We start from the raw sequence: 19,934 nt of genomic DNA, 5'->3' as shown, positions 1-19,934 counted from the left end.
ATTCTATATTGCCCGGGAGGTTAAGCTAATGAGCAAAACGATATTCATTTACGCTGAAAGCCGTGAAGGTAAGTTACGTCAAGTTGCTAAGGAGACGTTAGGTGCAGCTCAGATCATTGCGAAGGAAGGGGATACCATCTGCGCTTTTGTTGCTGGATCTCTAATTACAGAAGCGGTATCTGCGATTCTTCCTTACGGAGCAGATCAGGTTGTCGCCATGGAACATGCAGACCTTACGCACTATAATCCCGATGCTTACTTTGCTGCAATTAAGGCTGCATTGGATCAAATGAAACCAGATATCGTACTTTTTGGTCATACCGCCATTGGACGGGATCTTGCTCCGCAAGTAGCAGCCTATTTACAAGCAGGTCAAATTTCTGACGTAACCGCGATTGATAATGAAGACGGGGAAACGATTTTCACCCGGCCCCTTTATGCAGGGAAAGCATTTGAGAAACGTGTATTCGAATCCACTCCTGCTGTCGTTACCATTCGTCCAAATAATATTAAACCTGCTGAATTAAGTGAGACTGCTGCTCCATCAAGTGTAGTGGATATCGCTTATCCTGCTCCTTCCCTGCGTACCGTGATTAAAGATGTCGTGAGCAAAGCTACAGGAAAAATAGATCTGACGGAAGCCAAAGTAGTGATCTCTGGAGGCCGCGGTGTCAAGAGTGAAGAAGGATTCAAACCGCTCGAAGAACTTGCCGATTTACTAGGAGGCGCTGTCGGCGCTTCCCGTGGAGCTTGTGATGCAGGATACTGTGATTATTCCCTTCAAATCGGTCAGACCGGTAAAGTCGTTACTCCTGAGATCTATATCGCCTGCGGCATAAGCGGAGCAATCCAGCATTTGGCGGGCATGAGTCAATCCAAAGTCATTATTGCCATTAATAAAGATCCAGAAGCACCGATTTTTAAAGTCGCAGACTATGGTATTGTTGGCGATTTATTTGAAGTAGTACCGCTTCTCACCGAAGAATTCCGTAAAGTGCTTGTATAATGGGTTGATGTTGGTATTATGAAATTGATTTGATTGTAAAATAAAAAAACTACCTTTAGCTCTCATCCTTAATGGATGCTTGCAGAGGTAGTTTTTCTTTTATTGATAAAAGTTTTGTGTCTTCCCTATATTAGGATTGAACTGCATCGAGCCATGCTTTACTAATCAGTGCATGGCCTGCCGCTGTTGGGTGTACTCCATCTTCGGCCCAGAAAGCCGGATCGAGTTGCGTGCTTTTTGAAGCAAATAAACCATCTAGAGGAATATAATATGTTTTAAATTCACGAGCTAACTGGCGAATCGCATGGATTTTTGGATCAAGGTCTGCTCTCCATTCTCTCTGCCCTGCCGGAACAGGAAGAACAAATGGTTCGATGAGGACCAGTTTTGCATTTGTTTTTTCCTTGGTTTGAACAATCAGATCACGATATGTACGATAGAAATCTTCGGGTGAAGTAAATTCACCTTGATCATAATAACGCCAAGTGTCATTAATACCGATATAGATCGACACCCAATCAGGCTGATGAGCGATACAGTCCTCTTCCCATCGTTGCTGCAGATCCGTAATTCGGTTGCCGTTAATACCCCGATTTAAAAACCTCATATTTAGCTCAGGATATTGTTTCCCAACTTCAGCTGCTGTCAGCAGAGCATATCCACTGCCAAGGCTCCAATTGTTACTGTAATCTCGACCACAATCAGTAATGCTGTCTCCTATAAAAAGAACGGTCTCTCCCTGTTGAAACGGTTGGCTCACGGCTTACTTCCCCTCTCCAATTACCTGATATATACGTTCATTTCCATCCCCTATGATAACGCTATCAGTTCAAATTGGAAATAGGTTTTCGTAAAATTCCATAACAAAAATAGTTATTTTGATAAAAAGCATGACATACCTAACCTAACAAAACCAAACAAAATTGCATTAATCCATTTTATTTAGTTATATCTATTTCAAGCACGATCGGACAATGATCACTTCCGAGAACTTGACTATCGATCGATGCGTCTATTAATTGGGGAGCAATTCTCTCTGATGCTAGAAAATAATCAATACGCCAGCCGATATTTCGCTCTCGAACCTTTGCCATATAAGACCACCAGCTATATACATCTGTCTGATCAGGATAAAAATAACGGAATGTATCTACAAATCCGGATTCCAGCAGTCTCGTCATTTTCTCTCGTTCCTCATCTGTAAATCCGGAATTGCCCCGATTACTCTTCGCATTCTTGATATCTATTTCTTGGTGCGCGACATTCAGGTCTCCACAAATCACCACAGGTTTTTTCTGATCCAGGCCCGTAATATACTCTCGAAATTGTTCTTCCCACTCCAGCCGCATAGCTAGTCTCGATAGATCTCTCCGAGCATTCGGTGTATACACGTTCACCAGATAGAAAGACTCAAATTCTAAAGTGATCATTCGGCCTTCCACGTCCGGGTCTTCTTCACTCATTCCATACTGAACGGACAAAGGTTTAATACGAGTAAATATCGCAGTTCCCGAATATCCTTTTTTCTCGGCGTAACTCCAGTAATCCTGATACTCTTCCCCGAGCTCCAGTTCAATCTGTCCTTCTTGCAGTTTTGTTTCTTGTAGACAGAAAATATCCGCATCCATTTGATGAAAATAATCCATAAACCCTTTTTTCACACAAGCTCTAAGCCCATTTACGTTCCAAGATACCAGTTTCATGTCTCTCTCCTTGATGGTGTTATATTTTATCTTATTCGAATCAATTTCATAACTCATGAAGGTGTTATGAAATTGATTCTTTCAAACAAATAAAAAGAACCTCCAGCCGCTTGTTGAGGCGGTATGGAGGGTTCTTAATATCGAAAGTTAAACTCTCGAAACGAACTTACGTGTACGTCTACTCTTCAAACTCAACATTGTGATACATTTGCTGAAAACCATATTGAACTTCCCGAGGATGCACAGGCTCAGTTCGAAAAACTGGTTTGTTACAACTCACTTTTTGTATAAAATTAGAGAACGATTAAGTCCATCCCTTACTTTAATAACTTTTTAGGGAATCGGTACGTTTAAAATTTGAAACCAAAAAATCTATTCTCATCTTTGCTCCTATTTAGCTTTGCAATAACACAGTTATTGTCTTCCAGAACCTCAATGTCACTCGTATCTAATTCATCAATATTAATAGTAACGAAGTATTGCCCTCGTTCACCAGTCTTTAATTGGGAGTCAATATAGCTCAATAGCTTTGGTTTAACCGCCACATCTGGCTTTGAATAAGAACCATCATGGAATAAAAAATTAATTGGTAAATGTTTTTCAATTCTATATAATAACCAAGTCAAATCAAACATATTAATTTTCATGTATAGTCTTCCATGCGAGTTCTCATCTGGAATAGTGCATCTGATTTTAATTCTTCCGGTGGAAGCAGTACTTTTTGAGGAGTTCTCAAACTCAAAATTTAGAACTCCTATTTGATTATATGTCTCCAAGCACATCGAGTTAAATATTTTTTGTAAATATTCAACATGTTCTTTATACGTATTAAACTCATCATTCTTTATTGATGTGAGTCTCAATTTTTCAGCTTCAAGTTTGTTAATTTTATCATTTATCCCATTTTTGTTGTTGTATTCTGCTAATCTAACCTTTATTTGTGCTAATTCCATTTGTTTTTCTTCTAGTTCTTTTATTACTGAAGCAACATCTTCAACAAATTTCTTGTTTTTCAGAAGTTGACTTACATTTCTTAAGTCATCTTCTATTTTCTGTCTGTTCTCTTTTAACTCAGCTATTTCTGATTGCATGACACTTATCTTGTCATTAAAATACTTACCTCGATTGTCAACCATAAAATCATAAAAAGTTTCAATCTCTTCATAATTCCGTTTTACTTTAAATGGAAAATACCCAACAAGCTGTTCAAAAAAAGGTTCTATGTCCTTCAGTTGTTTAATGTCTCTTGTTTTCTTTGTTAAATTATTTATGTTTTTTTGATATTGCTTAATAACATGCTCCAGTTCAAATATTTTACTTTGAGTTAACTGTAGTTCAGTTTTAAGCTTTGAATATCTGTCAGTGTTAATCTGAACCCTATCTGATATCTCTAACGAATCCAAGGCAGCTTTTATTTGAGATACTTCTGATTCCAACTCTTCTTCTTTAATTTTTAGCTTGTCTACTTGAATACCGATTGATTCAATCAACTTAATTTGTTGTCTTAATGAATCAATTGAAGCCTTAATATTCTGAATCTCAAACTCAAATCTATGAGGTAGTCCAAATAAAAATGCCAAAAGAGAATAATTAACAATAGATTTTCGACCAGCCAAAGTTATATCATTAAATCCAAATTTCTCGTTCCTGACTATATATTCGCGCAGTGCCGAAAAAGAAGTTTCATTTTGTTTCAAGAATAGCAAATCACCAATTTTTTCTTTGTAATTTTTCAGAGAGTAACTCTCCCATTCGCTTATTTGAAACGAAATTTCTTCGGAAACAAGAATAAATCCCTTTTTAGGAGTATTAAGGTGACGCCCCAAATACATAATTGCTCCATTGGATTCAATCTTTAAGATCAAGAAGATGCTACGACTTATTAATTCTGAATTTTGTTCGTAAGACTTACTTATTGTCTTTCCAAGCAAGATTTCGATGCAATCTATCATCGTAGATTTGCCAACACCATTTGTCTCTTCGTTGAGTATGCTCTTTTCACCTAGAATGACATTTAGTCCAAATCGATTGAAGGGATACTTTTTTAAAATCGTTTCAGAGTCACTACTATAAATAACTAACTCGTTTAATATCATTGTATAGCCCTCATTATCATATTTTGGTTAGCACTTATTAATCCCATTGCAAAAAGCAAAGTAAGTGATAGATATAAAATTCTTTCTATGTTTAGATTTAATATGATATTTCTTTCATTAGCATACTTTAAAAATAATTCATCAACATGTAATTCATTATCTAACAACTGATATAACACTTTAGAAGTGAATAGAATATTTTCTTCTACTATTTGATGTTTAGAGACTAGGAAATAGTCCATTTTGATTACCTCCTCCGCTATGCTAATTTCTTGAACATTGACATAACGGAATAGTGAATTTATAAAGTTTATTTGACTCAGCATTTTTAAGCCTCAACCTTGTTTTCATTGAAAATATTACAGTCATAAATACTCCAACAAGTTAGAATACGGATATACCTTCTAGTCTTTGCAGGTGAATAGCTCAACGTTTCCGAATATTGTTTTTGTATCGCATCCACCATAGTTGTGAAAATAACATCCCCTGAATCATATTTACTATGAATGCCCAAATAAGTTTCAATAACTAATTCTGAAACAATTTCTTTCTTATCTGCTTCAATATATGAAGTTGAATTTAATATCTCCTCTATCGCTGTGAAATATTGAGCGTAATCAAGAAACATTTTTTCAAATGATGAGCTACAACGCATATTATCAAACTTTTCTTCGATTTCTTTTTGTTTTGTCTGATAGCTTGTAATTTCCCCCTTCTTCTTAGGATGTTGATGAAAATCAATTATGAATTGTTTAAATTCGTCCTCATCAATCCTTACTTTATCCTCAATATCATCCCTTAGAGAGGTTAAATCAACTGAAACATCTAGTTGTTTTGCTCTTTTCTCAAATTTCTTTAATTTATGTTTAAGAGTTCCGCTTTTTGCCAATCTCCCCATATCATTTGTTGTAGACCAATATTCGTCTACATTGTGCCACTTATGATACTGAACTTCCAATTCATGACTATCAAAGGCAACTTTTGCAGATATAAATCCACCAACCGCATAATCATCAGAATGTGTTGCTCCACTTACCAAATTGATGTAAGGAGTATGGACATTTGCTTCAATATGGTATTTTGGTTTATGTACATGTCCAGATAAATACATATCAATCCCAAAGTCATCAAAATTTGCAACAATACTTGTTATCTCATCTGGATGAAAACAATCAATTGTATGATGACCAATCGCTATGTTGATTTTACTTGGATCTCTCTTTAACGCTGAAAGGCAACCAATCAATTTCTGTCTTCCTATCAAAAGAGTTCCTTCTTCATTTGAAGTGTACGCTGTCAAACAGGTATTCAAGTGGATTATATTACATTTACCCTTGGTTTTAATAAAATGAAAAGACTCTCTCGGATAATCTTCTTCTGTATACTCTTTATAAAACTCAAAAAAATCTTTGAAACTTTCGAGTAATATTCCTTTAGTATCTTCTGTTTTTAAAGCTTCATCTAGCTCATCTTTTGATAATGAAGCTTTTATACCCTCTATTACATATTTTCTCGGGACGTTTCTCTTCAAATCATGATTCCCAGGAACAATAAAAATATCTTTTCTTGTTAAGTTTAGGCTTGATAATATCAAATCTAAAAAACCACTTATCTCATCATTAAAACCAGCTCCTTTGTCACTTAAGTCGCCAGTTATCAATACAAAGTCGAACCTAGTTCCCTGTGACAATTCTTTTAGATATTCTTCTAACATTAGTCTCATTTTCAACGAATCGTAGTTTGAAAAATGATGATGAATATCCGAAATTTGGATAAAGTTCGTTTCCATATAATCAACTCTTCTTTTCTAAATTTGTATTTGGGGACACATTAATCGACCCAAGTACTACCACTCAAGTTTACATCATTAAATTATCTTTTTCACCAAAATTATTACAATTCAAAACACTAAATGACTCATCCAAAACAATGATTGCTACTACCAAGTATTCATTACGGTTATTGTGGATGATAACTTATTTCGTCTTATGATCAGCGTAGCCTACTTTAATATGACCCCAAAATTCGCTAAGCACAGGATTAAATCTTATAAACCTTACTTCATAAGCTTTTCGCTTATATTTTTGTAAAAAAACTAGTACTGCCTGATTTTCTTTATTATTACATCCAATTCAAATTATCAAATTTATATATCTAATTACTTATACCTAACATTTTTAAAGCAGCTGCTTCAAATACTAGGTTTTCTTTTATATGAAATTTATACCCCTTTAATTTGTCTTGCAATTCTTTCAAATCATTATCATTTAAATAATCTTGAACATACCCTTCAACTAAAATCTCTTTTGTTCCCTTGATAAGAACACCATCTATATAATTTCTGATAAAATTAATGGCTCTCTTATCATCAGTAAGAGCAGAAGAATTAAGTTGTTTTGCTTTTACAATACAAGACAATTCTGCATCACTATATTTTTTACTTTCGGGTATTTGTGACATTTGAACTAAATCTTGAATAGTAAGATTCACTTTTTTAATTGTTTCCTTGCTGATAAGAGACTCATACTTTAGCTTAGTAGCAGTGTCAGCGTTACTTATCTCCAAATCAACATATATTGTTGTAAAAAGAAAATATTTCAACTTTCCAAACAAATCAAATCGATTTATATTGCAGAAATTTTGAATAACGCATGTATCAATAACCGCAACCGTCGTCATACATCACACCTCCATTATAAAATCCATAATATCAACTATGTGTTTTCCCTTATAAAAATCTGTATTTAGGGAATTAACTAATTTCGAAAATGTGATCACCCCATCGTCATAAGCATTTTTACATAACTTTATATACTCAAGTGATATACCATTTTTTATTAACTCTGTGATTGGTTTAACAAGATTCGGAGAAACACCTACTAATTCAGGATCTTCCTTATAATTGCTAATAACTTTAAAACTAAAATCAGATAACAGTTTATTTTTTGTGTTACTTGTAATTATTTTCAAATCTGAAAGTTTATAAATAACAACATGTTTATTCACTTTATATTTCCTACAAATAGTAATTATCCAATTGGAAAGATACTCATAGGACACGTCTTTTTTATTTATTAATTGATGATAAGCAGATGATGGCACTAAGAAATTACTAGAGAAGTTATTAGCCCTAACTTCAACATAATCATTGGTTCTTTCATAACTTATTCTTTGCTCGCTATCTGAGTCAAATAACACATGGCAATATTCATGCGCTGCTGAAAAATTTTGTCTGAAAATATCATCAACGTAGTTTATCAAAATACAATGACCGGCATAGGGATGTTTAATATATACCCCCGAGATATTTTTATCATCTAAGGTTCTTCTGAAAATGTGAATTTTTTGTTGTCGTAATAATGAATAAATATTAGGAATATCACCGACAATTTTGAGCCGATTCCTTTCGAAATCAGCTGCTAAAATCCCTTGTTGTTTTTCATTATCCACATTAAAGTCATTCATCGAATACTTCGGAGGTACAGGTTTATAAGATCCAAGCATTTCCTCAATATCATTTTTCGTTTCACATAATCTAATAAACGATTGTATAGCCCGTCTATCGTTCTTTGATAGTTCACTATTTTGTCTGAATAAACTAGTGATTTGAGATTCTGCTGACGGATAATTACCTGTAATTAAATAACGGAAATCAACTTTAAATAACTTCGATAACAATACAACAGTATCTCCTTCAAGAGTTACATATTCACCATCTTCAATCATTTTATAATCTTTTTCAGATTTATTAATATATTCTGCAACTTCATCGATAGTATACTCTTGATTTTGTCTAGCTTCTTTTAGTTTTCTCCCTAATAACCTGTAGTCAAAGCTCAATCTCAACCTCTCCTATCGATATTTACATATTACTATAGAAACAGATAGTATAACTTGTTGTTATATCCATCCTATCATATTCAATTTATTTAAACCTTTAGTATTCACTTTGGACAAGCCCCCTGTATCACGACACTATCACAACCAACTTATCATCTGCTTGTTTTTTTACAATTGATAATTATGTTCTTATACTTCTCCTTCAGATGTATTTTATCGCTTGTGAGAAACAAAAAAAGAAAAACAAAGCCCACTCGCTAGGAATCTGCAGTGGGCTCTTATAAACCTGTTATTTTATTGTGTCAGAAAAAAATTTTAGATTTTCAATTATTTAACTCGCTATGGAGGTGGGCGTCACTGTAAAAAATCTCACAATGTACTCAATGCTGAGAGAAGATTATAATTCTCTTGATACGTATACAATGAGGCAGATTAAAAGAACAATACAAACGATAGTATAACGCCTTACAAAAATAAGCCAGTAACAAGTTTTCTCCTCTTACTGGTTTATTTGTTTTACCCTATTAGCTTTTTCTTCTGTATATCAAACTCATCGCCGCTGATTATTCCCTCATCCTTTAACTGGACAAGTTTTCTAAGTTCATCAGCAACGGACACATTACTTTGAGAACTATTGCTAATCGTTGAAGTCTCTGTTCGCTTGTCTTCCTCGTCGGCTTGCCTAATAAGAACACCGATTAATTGATGACAATGATATGCTGTATTGTAGCTATCTTTATATTCCTGAGTGTCCTTTGCATATGCGGAAAATTCCGAATCTAAAAAAGCAATCTTATGTATCGGGTTTACTGTATCATTAACAATTACGTTCAACTCAATCTTCTTCACTTTTTCTTGGCTTGTCGTCGAGCCAGAAAGTCCTCCTATCAATGCCCCTACTCCTCCAGCAAGCAAACCGCCTAGCAACGCTCCTCCAATTTGGCTACCCCTGTTTGTAGAAGTAACACTCATACCATCTGTCAAAATCTCAGATTTCAATATGTCACGGTAGCTATACACTTTATCTTTGTATGAATTAAGGGAAACTAATGATATTTGCTTGTTCGTTTCGTCAATTGATAATGTAACATCGCCATTGGCTGAGGTGTATCTTTGTGACGATTTGTAGTTGGGAATACGCTTTAACCTATCATCCGTTTCATGCCGCTTCTGAGACATCTTTTCTTCTTCAAGTTCATTATTCTTCTTATAGGAGTACCACGAACCAATTCCAAATCCGATAAATAGAATCCACCCTACAATCGGATAATCACCACCGCCACCAATAGCAATGAAAAACATGATGAACGCAAGGATTGCTAATACCCCTCCAAAGCCAAGATACATTTTTACATCCCCAAATCCATAGTATATTTTAACATTTGCTCACCTTTTCGCAGGCGTCGAGATAATCATTCATTAAATCAGTTTCTTTCTTTAACTGATTAATCTCCTTATCAAGTTCTTTAATTCTTGCCTTCCGTTTATCACTCTCTGATTCACAGGCTGTTCCCAGTAGAATCAAACATATACAAGTAAAGCTGATTATGTAGTTCCTTATTCTCATCTTCACGCACCTTCCTAGTTCTAAAGTCACATACCAAATATAGTATCGTATATATAATATTCTTTCAATAAAAATTCTGATATAAGATTATGTGAATGTCCACACTCCTTCCATACGCTTGAACGGAAGGGAAGTGAAAGAATGTCTTCTGATTTTTTATAACTCGTTGGAGAACGTATGAGAATGTTACGCAAAGAAAACGGCCACACACAGGAAACTTTGTTTGAAAAAGCGAAATCCACGTTACATATATTTCACATATTGAGCCCAGCGAACGAAACATTTCGACGGAAAACTAAAGAAAGTGATTTCGGATTTAGATGTGAATACAATTGAGTTATTCGAATTGAAGGAATAGAAGCTATCGAAGATAGGGCTGATAAAAGGCTTCTCATCAAAGCAATTAACTCGTTATTAAGGCAGACTGCCGAGGTACAAATGATTCTCAGACTTGCCAAGGATGTTAAGCACTTGAATAGTCACCCATTTGTAATGTTCGAATGGGTGACTCTATATTTACATGTGTAAAAGATTTAATAATTAAGACCGACTCCTTAACTGAGTGTTGACTTCGATACTCTACAGCCGGTTTATACGACTTCTAGGTGAAATCACATTAGCTTTAAATCAAAATATTCTCGAATGGTTATCTACGTTAGGATGTATGTAACAAATCAACTAATGTTTATGAGAGCGCGTTAAAACCTTATAAATCCAAATGATTTAAAGGATTAAACTTATTATTTTGCTCTTTCGAGGCAGTTCCCCATAAAGCCAAGTATTTCTTGCTCATATCCAAGTCAGAGTGCCGTAACATTTTTTGAAGTGAGAACACATCTGCACTCATTCGATGGGCCATTGTATGCCTGAATGTTGAGCTGACAATCTTACATCTTTAAATGCCGTCACTTTTTGTGGTCTTTTTAGCTAATTCTGAATCTGCTCATCTTGGATCGATTGCAGATAGCGATTTGTAATGATTGTTGACTCATGACCTAACAATCTACTAAGGCTATAAATATCTAAACCCAATCTTAATTGTTTCTGACATAATAATGTCTTAGTGTATGACGACTGCAACGAATATGCTCACGGATATTGGATTATTCTACCATTTTGAGATAAAAAAATTTGAATCAGTCATCAGCTTGTCTTTGAAATATGCTTCTTTCACTCTCGTATTTGATGATGTGCTTTTTAAGAAAAGGTGAAATGTACAAATTTCTTTCTTTATTTCCTTTGCCATGTATCTTTATAACACTATCTCTCACATCAAGTGTACCCAGAGTACAAAGCTCCAGATTCCTGATTCCTAAATCTACAAATAACATCAGAATCAACTTGTTTCGTAAACTCAAATAATAATCACCTTTGAATGCACTGATCATTCTCTTCACTTCATCATCATCGAATGTTTGAATAAGAACTTTTTTGGGTTGCTTCAACGACTTTACCCCTATAAAAGGATTTCTTTTCTCAGCAATATAACCTTCTCCACATTGAATTTGAAAATTGAACGAATATTTTTTTGAATCCCATTAGTATACGATTTAGACAATCCTTTTTTCTTCAAGTTCATAAGATACGATTTAATGTGCGATGTACTAACTTCCTCAATTCTGTAACTGCAAATGCGTTACACAAGAATTTCAGGAAAGCTCTATTGTTATTTCGATAGCCTTTAATGGTGCGAACACTGTAATTCTTTATCTCCAGATCAAATAAAAACTCTTTTTAAACATCTTCTAATAACATAAAAACTCACTCCTTGTATAGATATTCAATACAAAAAGTGAGTTTAACAATACGCCATTCTCATTAATTCAGACTCAAAACGTAGATCATTATAAAATCCAACAAGCAAAAAAATGTATATTCTCGCTTATTGAAACAATTGGTGGTTTTAAGAACAACTTTCCGTTTCATGGCTAGAGAAATGGCTAGAGTACACCTTAATCTTCGAACTCGACGTTGTGATACACTTGCTGCACATCTTCCAGATCTTCAAGCACATCGATCAGTTTCTCGAACTGAGCAAGTGCATCGCCTTCTAGAGATACGAAGGTTTGTGGAAGCATTGTAAGCTCGGCTACCGTAAATTCGGAAATACCAGCATTTTTGAAAGCATCTTGTACAGCGTGGAATTGATCTGGTTCAGCATACACGATAACAGAATCATCTTCTTCGATAATGTCACGTACATCAAGATCTGCTTCCATTAGCAGTTCAAGCACGTCATCCGCTGTTTTTCCTTCTACACCGATAACGGCTGTTGAATCAAACATGTAGTTAACGGAACCACTTACACCGAGGTTTCCTCCGTTTTTACTGAAAGTGGAACGTACTTCGGAAGCAGTACGATTCACGTTGTTCGTGAGGGCATCCACAATAACCATGGAACCGTTAGGTCCAAAACCTTCATAACGAAGTTCGTCAAAGTTTTCTTCGGAACCGCCTTTTGCTTTTTCCAGTGCGCGGTCGATGATCGCTTTTGGTACGTTATAAGTTTTGGCACGCTCAAGTACTACTTTCAGTGCACGGTTCGACTCAGGATCAGGTTCACCCTGGCGAGCAACTACATATATTTCACGTCCAAATTTGGCATAGATTCGGCTAGTACTAGCGTCCTTATTTGCCTTTTTCTCTTTGATGTTATTCCATTTACGACCCATAATATATCGCTCTCTTTCACTTAGAATCAGGCTCAATCCTTTCTATTATAGCTTTTATGGAATGAGTTGAAAAGTTTACACGTCACATTTCTTGTAAGCGATACATGAACGACATAAGGACAAATTCTATTTTATTTTAATATTGATATCTGCTTTCGCAAATCCTGGGTATTCCTTCACCTTAAAAGACAAAGGCTGTTTATATTCCCTTTTGGGTATAGAGAACGTCATTTCGTGGCTCTCCGTGCCGGGTCCCGTCCACATTAACAATTTAGCGTCGTTCATTGGATATTCTTTACCCGCAGCATCTGTGAATGTGTTATCTTCATTGAAAAATTGTACATAAGGATTGAAATATGGATATTCCGTCTGGTCATAAATTCCTTCTGTACTGATGCTTACTTGAATTCCGTCTCCTGTTTCCTCTACCTTATCTAAGACAATGTGTGGGTTAGGTGTGTGTATGGTCTCTACCGTCTCTATATTAAATGTAAATACTTGATCTCGTTTATTCAAAAAGAATCCTTTTGCTTCTAAAGTCAACGAGTCCGTTTGACTAAAATAAGGACTTTCAAAGTAATAAGTTCGCTCTCCTGTTGATAAGTCGCCCTGTACGGTCTCCATTCTTCTTTTGTAATCGGTATTATCATTTAATCTTAAATCAACTAGATCATTGATCTGCATTGTATTATTGGGGTCTGCTGTGACATGTACTTTTGCTTGAAGAGGCGTAATCGTTACTTGATCAATGTTCACTTTCTGACCATCTACTTCCATCTGCTTATCGACTGGAATGACCTCTCTCATACCCGCAAAACGTTCTTTATCCACGGTAAATGGAATTTCATAATGATGACCAATCATATTCACTTTCAGAATTAACCGTTCCGGCATCGTTTGACCGTCTAACAATCGAAAATCAAGTTTTTCATAAGTATCAACTGCTTCCTCAATCTCTTTAGGAAGAACGCTTAGTCGTTGCTCGCTAATCTTTTCTCCTTTTCCATTCGTCAATTCAAAAGCCATATAATCATTCGCTTTCCCTTCCCTCACTTCTGGACCCTTCAGAGAATAGAGAATGAGAATCCGGTCTTCATCCGCAAGTATACTTCCCACCGTAAACACGGTATCTTCCGATCTATCTGAGATTCCCACTTCTTGTAGAAAATCATGTTCCCATGCTTTTGCAAATAAGCTGTCATACCGAATGAGATCTACGAATTTATTCAAACCCGGCATGTCCCGAACTGTGGAAGCAAAGGCTGGTGAAACTCTGATACTCGCAACGAATATCATAAAAACACTCATCATAGCTGCGGCTGCTACAAAAATAGATCTCCTTTTTCTCACATCCCTATCCGTTTTCTTTCCTTGTGACAATCCCTTACGGATTGCATGATCAAGTTCGAAGTCAGATACCATCATCATCCGCTGATCATGAAGTTGTTTATTTAGCTCAAAAGCATTCTCCCATTTCTTATCTTGTTTTTCAGACATATTTCCTCACCTTCCTGTCCTCAGTCCATGGGCTTTCTTTTTCTTCCTGATCCTTTTCTTCCAACATTTCTGTTCTCATTTGTTTCAGTCCCTTATGAAGCCAGGTTCGGATCGTCCCTTCCGGCTTGTCCATAAGTTCAGCGATATCCGGAATGGTAAGATCACGGTAATATTTCAGTACAATGACCATCCGATATTTCGGCTGTAGCTTTCTAATCTGCTTTTCCATATCTAATTTGTGATCGGAATCTACACTTTGCGGAGCAAGTATTGCATCATATCCCATATGATCCGCAGCCGTAGGCACCTCTCTACGTTTCTTCTTCTGTTCATCCATACATACGCGTATTAAGATTCGAATGACCCATGTTGTAAAATATTCAGGTTGCTTCAGTGATTTCCGTTTTGCCCATACTTTGCTCACCGTTTCTTGGACCGCGTCTAGCGCATCCTGCTGATTGAGCATATAGGAATAGGCAATGCCGTATAATTTATGCTTGTCTACACTCATTCGCTCTAAGAATGCTTCTTCATCTCCTTGTTTTGCTTTCACAGCCAATTCAATTAAATCCACTCATTCCCTCCTCCTTTCCACCCGGTCTGATTTCCTCTATTTGTTAATTAGACTGACGTGCAGCCCATTTGGTTTTTATTCCACCAAAAATAAAAGAGCCACCAGCACAAGCAGTGACTCTTCCCTATAAATGATCTATTTTGAATCAAGCATAATTTTCACTTTTTCCTTCACAAAACCAGGATACTCATGGACTTCAAAGGTCAGCGGCTGCTGATAATCTTCTTTCGGGATCGTAAAGTATAACGTTTGTTCTTCCTTTTCACCATCACTATCCGATGCTGTTCTCGAAATATCAAGTATCATAAATTCAGTTCCTGATGCATCTGTAAATGCAATATTACTGCTTAACAGCGTAAAAAATTTATATATATTTGGAATAGGTATATCGATGTCTTTAGTCAGAATCGAAATTTCAATCTCTTCATCCTTTACAATGGCTTCCGAGAGGGTTATATGTTCACTTGGAGTGAGCAGCATTTCTTTCGTATCGGTATTAATAACTAACTTTTTATTCCTATCCGAAATGTATGCCCCCTCTGACACCAGAGACACTGGTAAGGAATCGAAGTAATTACTGATAAATCGTGCATTCAAACCTTCTGGAGACATGAGATCTCCTGTTCCACCTCCACTTGGATAGTGTTTCCCCTCCTCATTCATTAAAGCTAAGGAAATCATCCCGTTTATGTTTCTTGTATTCAGCGGATCTGCTGAGATTCTTACGTAAGCTACAAGCGGAGTAATAACCGCTTCATGTACCGTTAATTTTTGATCCCCAATAGTAAGAGCTTGTTCAGGTTGGTATGTTTTCTTCATACCAGCATAACGACTCTGATCATTCGGAATGGTTATACTAAATTTTTTATCATCGAGTTCAATATTTAAAATTAATGTATCCGGAGTGGTTCCTCCTTCTGGAAACCATGAGATATCCAACAATCTGGCATCTACCTGCACTTTTTCAGCTTTTTCTTTATCATAGACTGAAAGTGGAGCTGCATAACTAAAACTACTAAGATGATTTTTCTTTCCATCAAGTATTTCATACCTAAGAGAAGAATCTTTCCTGCTTGCTTGATTCGGTGCAGTTAACGTGTACAGAATAACAGCTTTTTTCTCATCAGCTATGAGACCATCTACCGTTAATGAATAATCTCCGTCTGTATCTGTGATATGTAAATCTTGCAATAAATCATGTTTCACCGCGTTATAGAGCGTTTGATCTTCTCGTAACAGCTCCAAATAGCTTAATTTCCCTGATAATTTTTCCATTAAGATCCTATCCTCTTCTGATAATCCATTCCTCTCCAGTACGAGAATGACCAAAAGAAATATAACGGTGAACCCAGTGATATAAAACAATCGTTTTGATAATCTATTTCGAGGTTTCTTTCTGTCCCGAGGTAATTTCTCGGCATCTAATTCCGGAAGTTGACTTTTAGAAGAGTCATTCGATACTTTTTTCATCATTTGTGCTACATTTTGTTCTTCCACTTCGTCTTTCATATGTGCTTCCCGCCATTTCTTTAGTTATTGCTAAACCATACACATAGTTAACGTCTAAAAAGCCATAAAGTTAGCTAAATAGAAAAAAGAAAGAGGAACATCTATGCCACTCACCTTTGCTCATCCAGCCGCTGTACTTCCTTTCGTTCGCAACAAAACTTATCTTCATTTTCCCGCGCTTGTTCTTGGGAGTATGGCACCCGACTTCGAGTATTTCCTGCGAGGTAGACCTTCCGGCGAAATTGGCCACACGATAAATGGATTCATGACGCTGAACCTTTTCCTCGTTATCCTAACTTATCTAGTATATCGGTATATTGTATATCCTCCTTTATTCAGCAATCTGCCTTCTGATGTGCAGGGTATCCTCACTTCACCTTCGAAGTCAGAACATCCACGGAAGCCAAGGGTGATTCAGTTCCTTGTTTTTGTATATTCCGCTTGGCTCGGTATGGCAACCCATGTGATCTGGGACTCGTTTACACACCAAGGAGGGTTTATGGTTTTACGCTGGAGTCTCTTACAAGAAACTCTATCCATTTCCACGTATGACCTTCCCGTTTATAAAATATTGCAGCATGGCAGTACTTTGTTTGGTTTAACCATTATATTTCTCTTCTCTCTAAGCCGTTTATGGAAGCATCGAAACGAAGTGCCGATCTCTGCCTATATCTTGGATTTCAATTCAAGGAAGTGGAGGTACTGGTTATCTCTCGGGGTTCTGATGGTTTTAATATTCGTGCTATGGATGGTAATTGATCCGTTATCCTTATCTGAATATGGAGTCCTTGTCGTGCGAGTAATTGACTCCGTCATTCTCGGCTTTCTGTTCGTATCACTTACTTATCTTTTCTGGCAACCTTCCTCATTACGAAGTAGACAATAAAGCAAATCAATTTGATTTAAACACATGAAAAACAAAGAAAAAAGCCGTAAGACAGATGGATCTGAGAGAACCAGTCCATGAATCTTACGGCTTTCTATTGTGCACTTGTAAATTTATTATTTTGATATAAGATCCTGAATTTCTTCCTTGCTCAATGCTTGATTATAGATGCTAACCTCATCTAAACTTCCGTTGAAGTAGGGATCAGCTGCAAATCTGCTTTTACCCAGGTAAGATTCGTTAGCAAGCAAGTCTTTCGGGTTATACGTCATTTCTTTATTCGTAGCAACTGGCTGTCCATTCACGTACATGATACCGGTATTCCCCTCAAGCGTTACGGCTACATGCGTCCATTCGTTCTGAGGAAGTTTCGCTTGCGACAGCAAACTTTGATCAACTCCGTTATGAATCGTGAACTGTAGTACGCCTGTATGCTGAGAAGGAGTCAGGAACATATGTTTTCCAAGCCCATTTCCAAAATCAAAGATACGCTGCCAGTCTCCTCCACCATTCCATTTCACCCATGCAGCAAATGTGAAATCTTGAGCATCGGTAACGAGTCCTGGTACCTGCACATAACCATCTTTCCCGTTAAACTGAAGGGCAGCTCCTTTTTTACCTGATGTTAGTTGCGTCGCGCCCCCTTGAAGCACTCCGTTTAGTCCATTTACAGATTGATCACTTACTTTCGTTCCTTGTACATCGTCAAAATTATAATTCGCAATGACGGGTCCTGTGAGTTCGGGCAGAACGGTCACGTTGAATGTTTTTGTACCTACGACTTTTCCTTTTTGTATCTTTGCGACAAGTTGAACGGTAGCTTGCCCCTTACCAGCTGCAGGTCTTTTCACTATCCCTCTATTAGAAACAACTTCTTTATTAGACGAAGTCCAGCTGATTGTGCTGTCTTCACTAGCTTTAATGGGTAACACAAGATTTTGGTATACGGCGGTCGTATCGCCGATCGATAGATCTTTTTTCACAGCAGCTACGACATCTTTATCTTTCCGTTCTTCCGCACGGCTACCCCATAGAGCAATCCCTTGATTCGAAAGTGCAGTAAACGTCATAACCGTCTGTTCTTTGGATGAATCCCATTCTCTGGAGAAGACGCCTTTATACTGTGAACCATCTACATTCACTACCGCTTCCCCATTTTTCCCAAGACTCCAGGTACCCTTTACATCACCCGTAATCTTACCTTTCTTGTCAAACACCGCTTTTAACGGAGTTTTGATCGCATTCGTTATCTCTTTACCATGATTGATGATTTGGTAGGTGCCCTGAACATCATTTGCATTGATATTTTTCTTGAATTCCTGAACCGTATAACGATAAGGTGCTACCACAGGCCAGCCGTCTGCATTCATATACATCTCATGTACACGAATTTCATGTCCCTCGCCTTGGTTCGGGAAACGACTATGGAAGATTAAAAATGATTTCCCTGTCTTTTCATCGTAATAAGCAGAGTTATGACCCGGAGATACATAACCTAAACCGGAACCTGATCCAGGGTCACCAATTTCTCTTGTGAACTGAAAGTTCCCCATTAGTTTCACGCCGAAAGGCTCAATGGAACGATCATCAAAGAGCGGCAGAGATGGATCTGCTTTGACCTGAGTCATATCATTGCCTTCTGCATCAAGGTACGGACCATCCGGGTTCTTGGAACGAACAACTCTCATATTATATCCGCCAACAGAGTCAAGTCCGCCATAAGATAAGTACATGTAATAATAATCGGTCTCTGGATGATACAAAATATAAGGTCCTTCAATACGGCTGTGATTACCGCCAATTAATTTCTCGCCATATCCTTGATCAGGCAAGATCTTGCCTGTCTTTGGATCCATTTCAAGAATGAAAATTCCGCCCGAATAGGATCCGTATACCATCCACAGCTTCCCATTCTTATCATAGAACACATCAGGATCGACTACATTTGGATGCTTTGTAGCATCATAAATCGTGCCATCTTCTGAGATCTCATCCCACATACCTGACTTCAGCAGAATACCTTCGTCCTTATAAGGACCTTCGATATTGTCCGCTACAGCTACGCCCAGCGCAGATCTAGGAGAATCTCCTTTACAAGCATTGTAGTACATATAAAAACGTCCATCTTCGAGTTGAATGACATCCGCTGCCCAAAGCGTATCACTCTGTGCCCAGGCGAGAGCTTCTTTGAGTTCTTCCGTAACGTTCGGAATGAGCTTATTACCGTCTCTTACTCCCGAATCAATCAAGTTCCAACTCATCAGATCTGTAGATTTTGCAGCGGCAAGGTGGGAACCAAATACATAAAACGTGTTGTCTACTTTAATCAAGGACGGATCATGAACAGAAGCTTCTTGAAAAACTGGACTTGTCTGCTCATTCGCCCCCTTCGCTTCACTAACAGAAATCGCTCCTGTAGAACCAAAGACGCTAAACAAAACTGTCAAGGTTGTCGTGAGCAGTGCTGCTTTCTTACTTCGCTTGAATAATGGATACAACGTTACCCTCTCCTTTTCATGTACAAATAGGGGAATACACTTCGCAGATGAAACGCTTACAGAATTGATATGCTTAATAATTATGT

General features: G+C 37.0%; 16 protein-coding genes. 2 read left to right on the top strand and 14 right to left on the bottom strand.

The genetic code is table 11. The features are described from left to right. The first annotated feature begins 28 nt into the window (after positions 1-28). Positions 29-1,006 (top strand): electron transfer flavoprotein subunit alpha/FixB family protein, encoded by a 978-nt coding sequence (locus PV403_RS07305; RefSeq protein ID WP_213531516.1) that lies wholly within the window; start codon positions 29-31, stop codon positions 1,004-1,006. Between the two features lie 130 nt (positions 1,007-1,136). Here PV403_RS07305 and PV403_RS07300 read toward each other — a convergent pair whose 3' ends face one another. The 13 genes from PV403_RS07300 to PV403_RS07240 form a co-directional block, all read right to left on the bottom strand. Beyond that, positions 1,137-1,766 (bottom strand): SGNH/GDSL hydrolase family protein, encoded by a 630-nt coding sequence (locus PV403_RS07300; RefSeq protein ID WP_213531514.1) that lies wholly within the window; start codon positions 1,764-1,766, stop codon positions 1,137-1,139. Between the two features lie 178 nt (positions 1,767-1,944). After that, a complete protein-coding gene (locus PV403_RS07295; protein WP_213531512.1) occupies positions 1,945-2,709 on the bottom strand; it encodes an exodeoxyribonuclease III in 765 nt (254 codons plus the stop codon). A 350-nt stretch (positions 2,710-3,059) separates the two neighbouring features. Further along, entirely contained in the window at positions 3,060-4,805 is a 1,746-nt protein-coding gene (locus PV403_RS07290; RefSeq protein WP_213531510.1) for a DUF2326 domain-containing protein, read from the bottom strand. Next, the gene (locus PV403_RS07285) at positions 4,802-5,047 is read right to left on the bottom strand and encodes an ABC-three component system middle component 6 (protein WP_213531508.1); all 246 of its coding nucleotides are present in this window, start codon (positions 5,045-5,047) and stop codon (positions 4,802-4,804) included. The genes PV403_RS07290 and PV403_RS07285 overlap by 4 nt, the downstream gene beginning before the upstream one ends. A gap of 86 nt (positions 5,048-5,133) precedes the next feature. Then, positions 5,134-6,594: a metallophosphoesterase family protein gene (locus PV403_RS07280; protein ID WP_213531506.1), complete on the bottom strand. Its 1,461-nt coding sequence runs from the start codon at positions 6,592-6,594 to the stop codon at positions 5,134-5,136. Between the two features lie 365 nt (positions 6,595-6,959). After that, positions 6,960-7,484 carry a hypothetical protein gene (locus PV403_RS07275; protein ID WP_213531504.1) on the bottom strand — a complete coding sequence of 175 codons (525 nt, stop codon included), beginning with the start codon at positions 7,482-7,484 and terminating at the stop codon, positions 6,960-6,962. Between the two features lie 3 nt (positions 7,485-7,487). Continuing rightward, complete coding sequence (locus PV403_RS07270; RefSeq protein WP_213531502.1) at positions 7,488-8,645, bottom strand: helix-turn-helix domain-containing protein; 1,158 nt, start codon at positions 8,643-8,645, stop codon at positions 7,488-7,490. Between the two features lie 516 nt (positions 8,646-9,161). After that, a complete protein-coding gene (locus PV403_RS07265) occupies positions 9,162-9,992 on the bottom strand; it encodes an SHOCT domain-containing protein (protein WP_213531500.1) in 831 nt (276 codons plus the stop codon). 1,356 nt (positions 9,993-11,348) lie between these two features. Continuing rightward, a complete protein-coding gene (locus PV403_RS07260; RefSeq protein ID WP_213531498.1) occupies positions 11,349-11,657 on the bottom strand; it encodes a tyrosine-type recombinase/integrase in 309 nt (102 codons plus the stop codon). A 507-nt stretch (positions 11,658-12,164) separates the two neighbouring features. Next, positions 12,165-12,884 (bottom strand): YebC/PmpR family DNA-binding transcriptional regulator, encoded by a 720-nt coding sequence (locus tag PV403_RS07255; protein WP_213531496.1) that lies wholly within the window; start codon positions 12,882-12,884, stop codon positions 12,165-12,167. Positions 12,885-13,010: 126 nt separating this feature from the next. Next, the gene (locus PV403_RS07250; protein WP_332084030.1) at positions 13,011-14,381 is read right to left on the bottom strand and encodes a DUF4179 domain-containing protein; all 1,371 of its coding nucleotides are present in this window, start codon (positions 14,379-14,381) and stop codon (positions 13,011-13,013) included. Beyond that, complete coding sequence (locus PV403_RS07245) at positions 14,374-14,955, bottom strand: sigma-70 family RNA polymerase sigma factor (RefSeq protein WP_332084028.1); 582 nt, start codon at positions 14,953-14,955, stop codon at positions 14,374-14,376. Before PV403_RS07245 ends, PV403_RS07250 begins: the two co-directional genes overlap by 8 nt. 135 nt (positions 14,956-15,090) lie before the next feature. Continuing rightward, on the bottom strand, positions 15,091-16,464 hold the full coding sequence (locus PV403_RS07240) for a DUF4179 domain-containing protein (RefSeq protein ID WP_332084027.1): 1,374 nt from the start codon (positions 16,462-16,464) through the stop codon (positions 15,091-15,093). A 103-nt stretch (positions 16,465-16,567) separates the two neighbouring features. On the opposite strand from PV403_RS07240, the gene PV403_RS07235 reads away from it, so the two are divergent. After that, positions 16,568-17,350 carry a DUF4184 family protein gene (locus PV403_RS07235; RefSeq protein ID WP_332084026.1) on the top strand — a complete coding sequence of 261 codons (783 nt, stop codon included), beginning with the start codon at positions 16,568-16,570 and terminating at the stop codon, positions 17,348-17,350. Between the two features lie 116 nt (positions 17,351-17,466). Here PV403_RS07235 and PV403_RS07230 read toward each other — a convergent pair whose 3' ends face one another. Then, on the bottom strand, positions 17,467-19,848 hold the full coding sequence (locus PV403_RS07230; protein ID WP_332084025.1) for a family 43 glycosylhydrolase: 2,382 nt from the start codon (positions 19,846-19,848) through the stop codon (positions 17,467-17,469). Positions 19,849-19,934: the final 86 nt, after the last annotated feature.

Source organism: Paenibacillus sp. GYB006 (genome assembly GCF_036577645.1).
Lineage (GTDB): Bacteria > Bacillota > Bacilli > Paenibacillales > Paenibacillaceae > Paenibacillus.
Note: the sequence above shows the minus strand (reverse complement) of the source record. Positions and strands in the feature narration are given on the sequence as shown.

What these genes read in the sequence shown, in the direction of transcription:
- PV403_RS07295 (WP_213531512.1), bottom strand. Translation starts at nt 2,709, where the DNA reads ATGAAACTGGTATCTTGGAACGTAAATGGGCTTAGAGCTTGTGTGAAA.
- PV403_RS07290 (WP_213531510.1), bottom strand. Translation starts at nt 4,805, where the DNA reads ATGATATTAAACGAGTTAGTTATTTATAGTAGTGACTCTGAAACGATT.
- PV403_RS07235 (WP_332084026.1), top strand. Translation starts at nt 16,568, where the DNA reads ATGCCACTCACCTTTGCTCATCCAGCCGCTGTACTTCCTTTCGTTCGC.
- PV403_RS07280 (WP_213531506.1), bottom strand. Translation starts at nt 6,594, where the DNA reads ATGGAAACGAACTTTATCCAAATTTCGGATATTCATCATCATTTTTCA.
- PV403_RS07305 (WP_213531516.1), top strand. Translation starts at nt 29, where the DNA reads ATGAGCAAAACGATATTCATTTACGCTGAAAGCCGTGAAGGTAAGTTA.
- PV403_RS07265 (WP_213531500.1), bottom strand. Translation starts at nt 9,992, where the DNA reads ATGTATCTTGGCTTTGGAGGGGTATTAGCAATCCTTGCGTTCATCATG.
- PV403_RS07250 (WP_332084030.1), bottom strand. Translation starts at nt 14,381, where the DNA reads ATGTCTGAAAAACAAGATAAGAAATGGGAGAATGCTTTTGAGCTAAAT.
- PV403_RS07275 (WP_213531504.1), bottom strand. Translation starts at nt 7,484, where the DNA reads ATGACGACGGTTGCGGTTATTGATACATGCGTTATTCAAAATTTCTGC.
- PV403_RS07255 (WP_213531496.1), bottom strand. Translation starts at nt 12,884, where the DNA reads ATGGGTCGTAAATGGAATAACATCAAAGAGAAAAAGGCAAATAAGGAC.
- PV403_RS07240 (WP_332084027.1), bottom strand. Translation starts at nt 16,464, where the DNA reads ATGAAAGACGAAGTGGAAGAACAAAATGTAGCACAAATGATGAAAAAA.
- PV403_RS07285 (WP_213531508.1), bottom strand. Translation starts at nt 5,047, where the DNA reads ATGGACTATTTCCTAGTCTCTAAACATCAAATAGTAGAAGAAAATATT.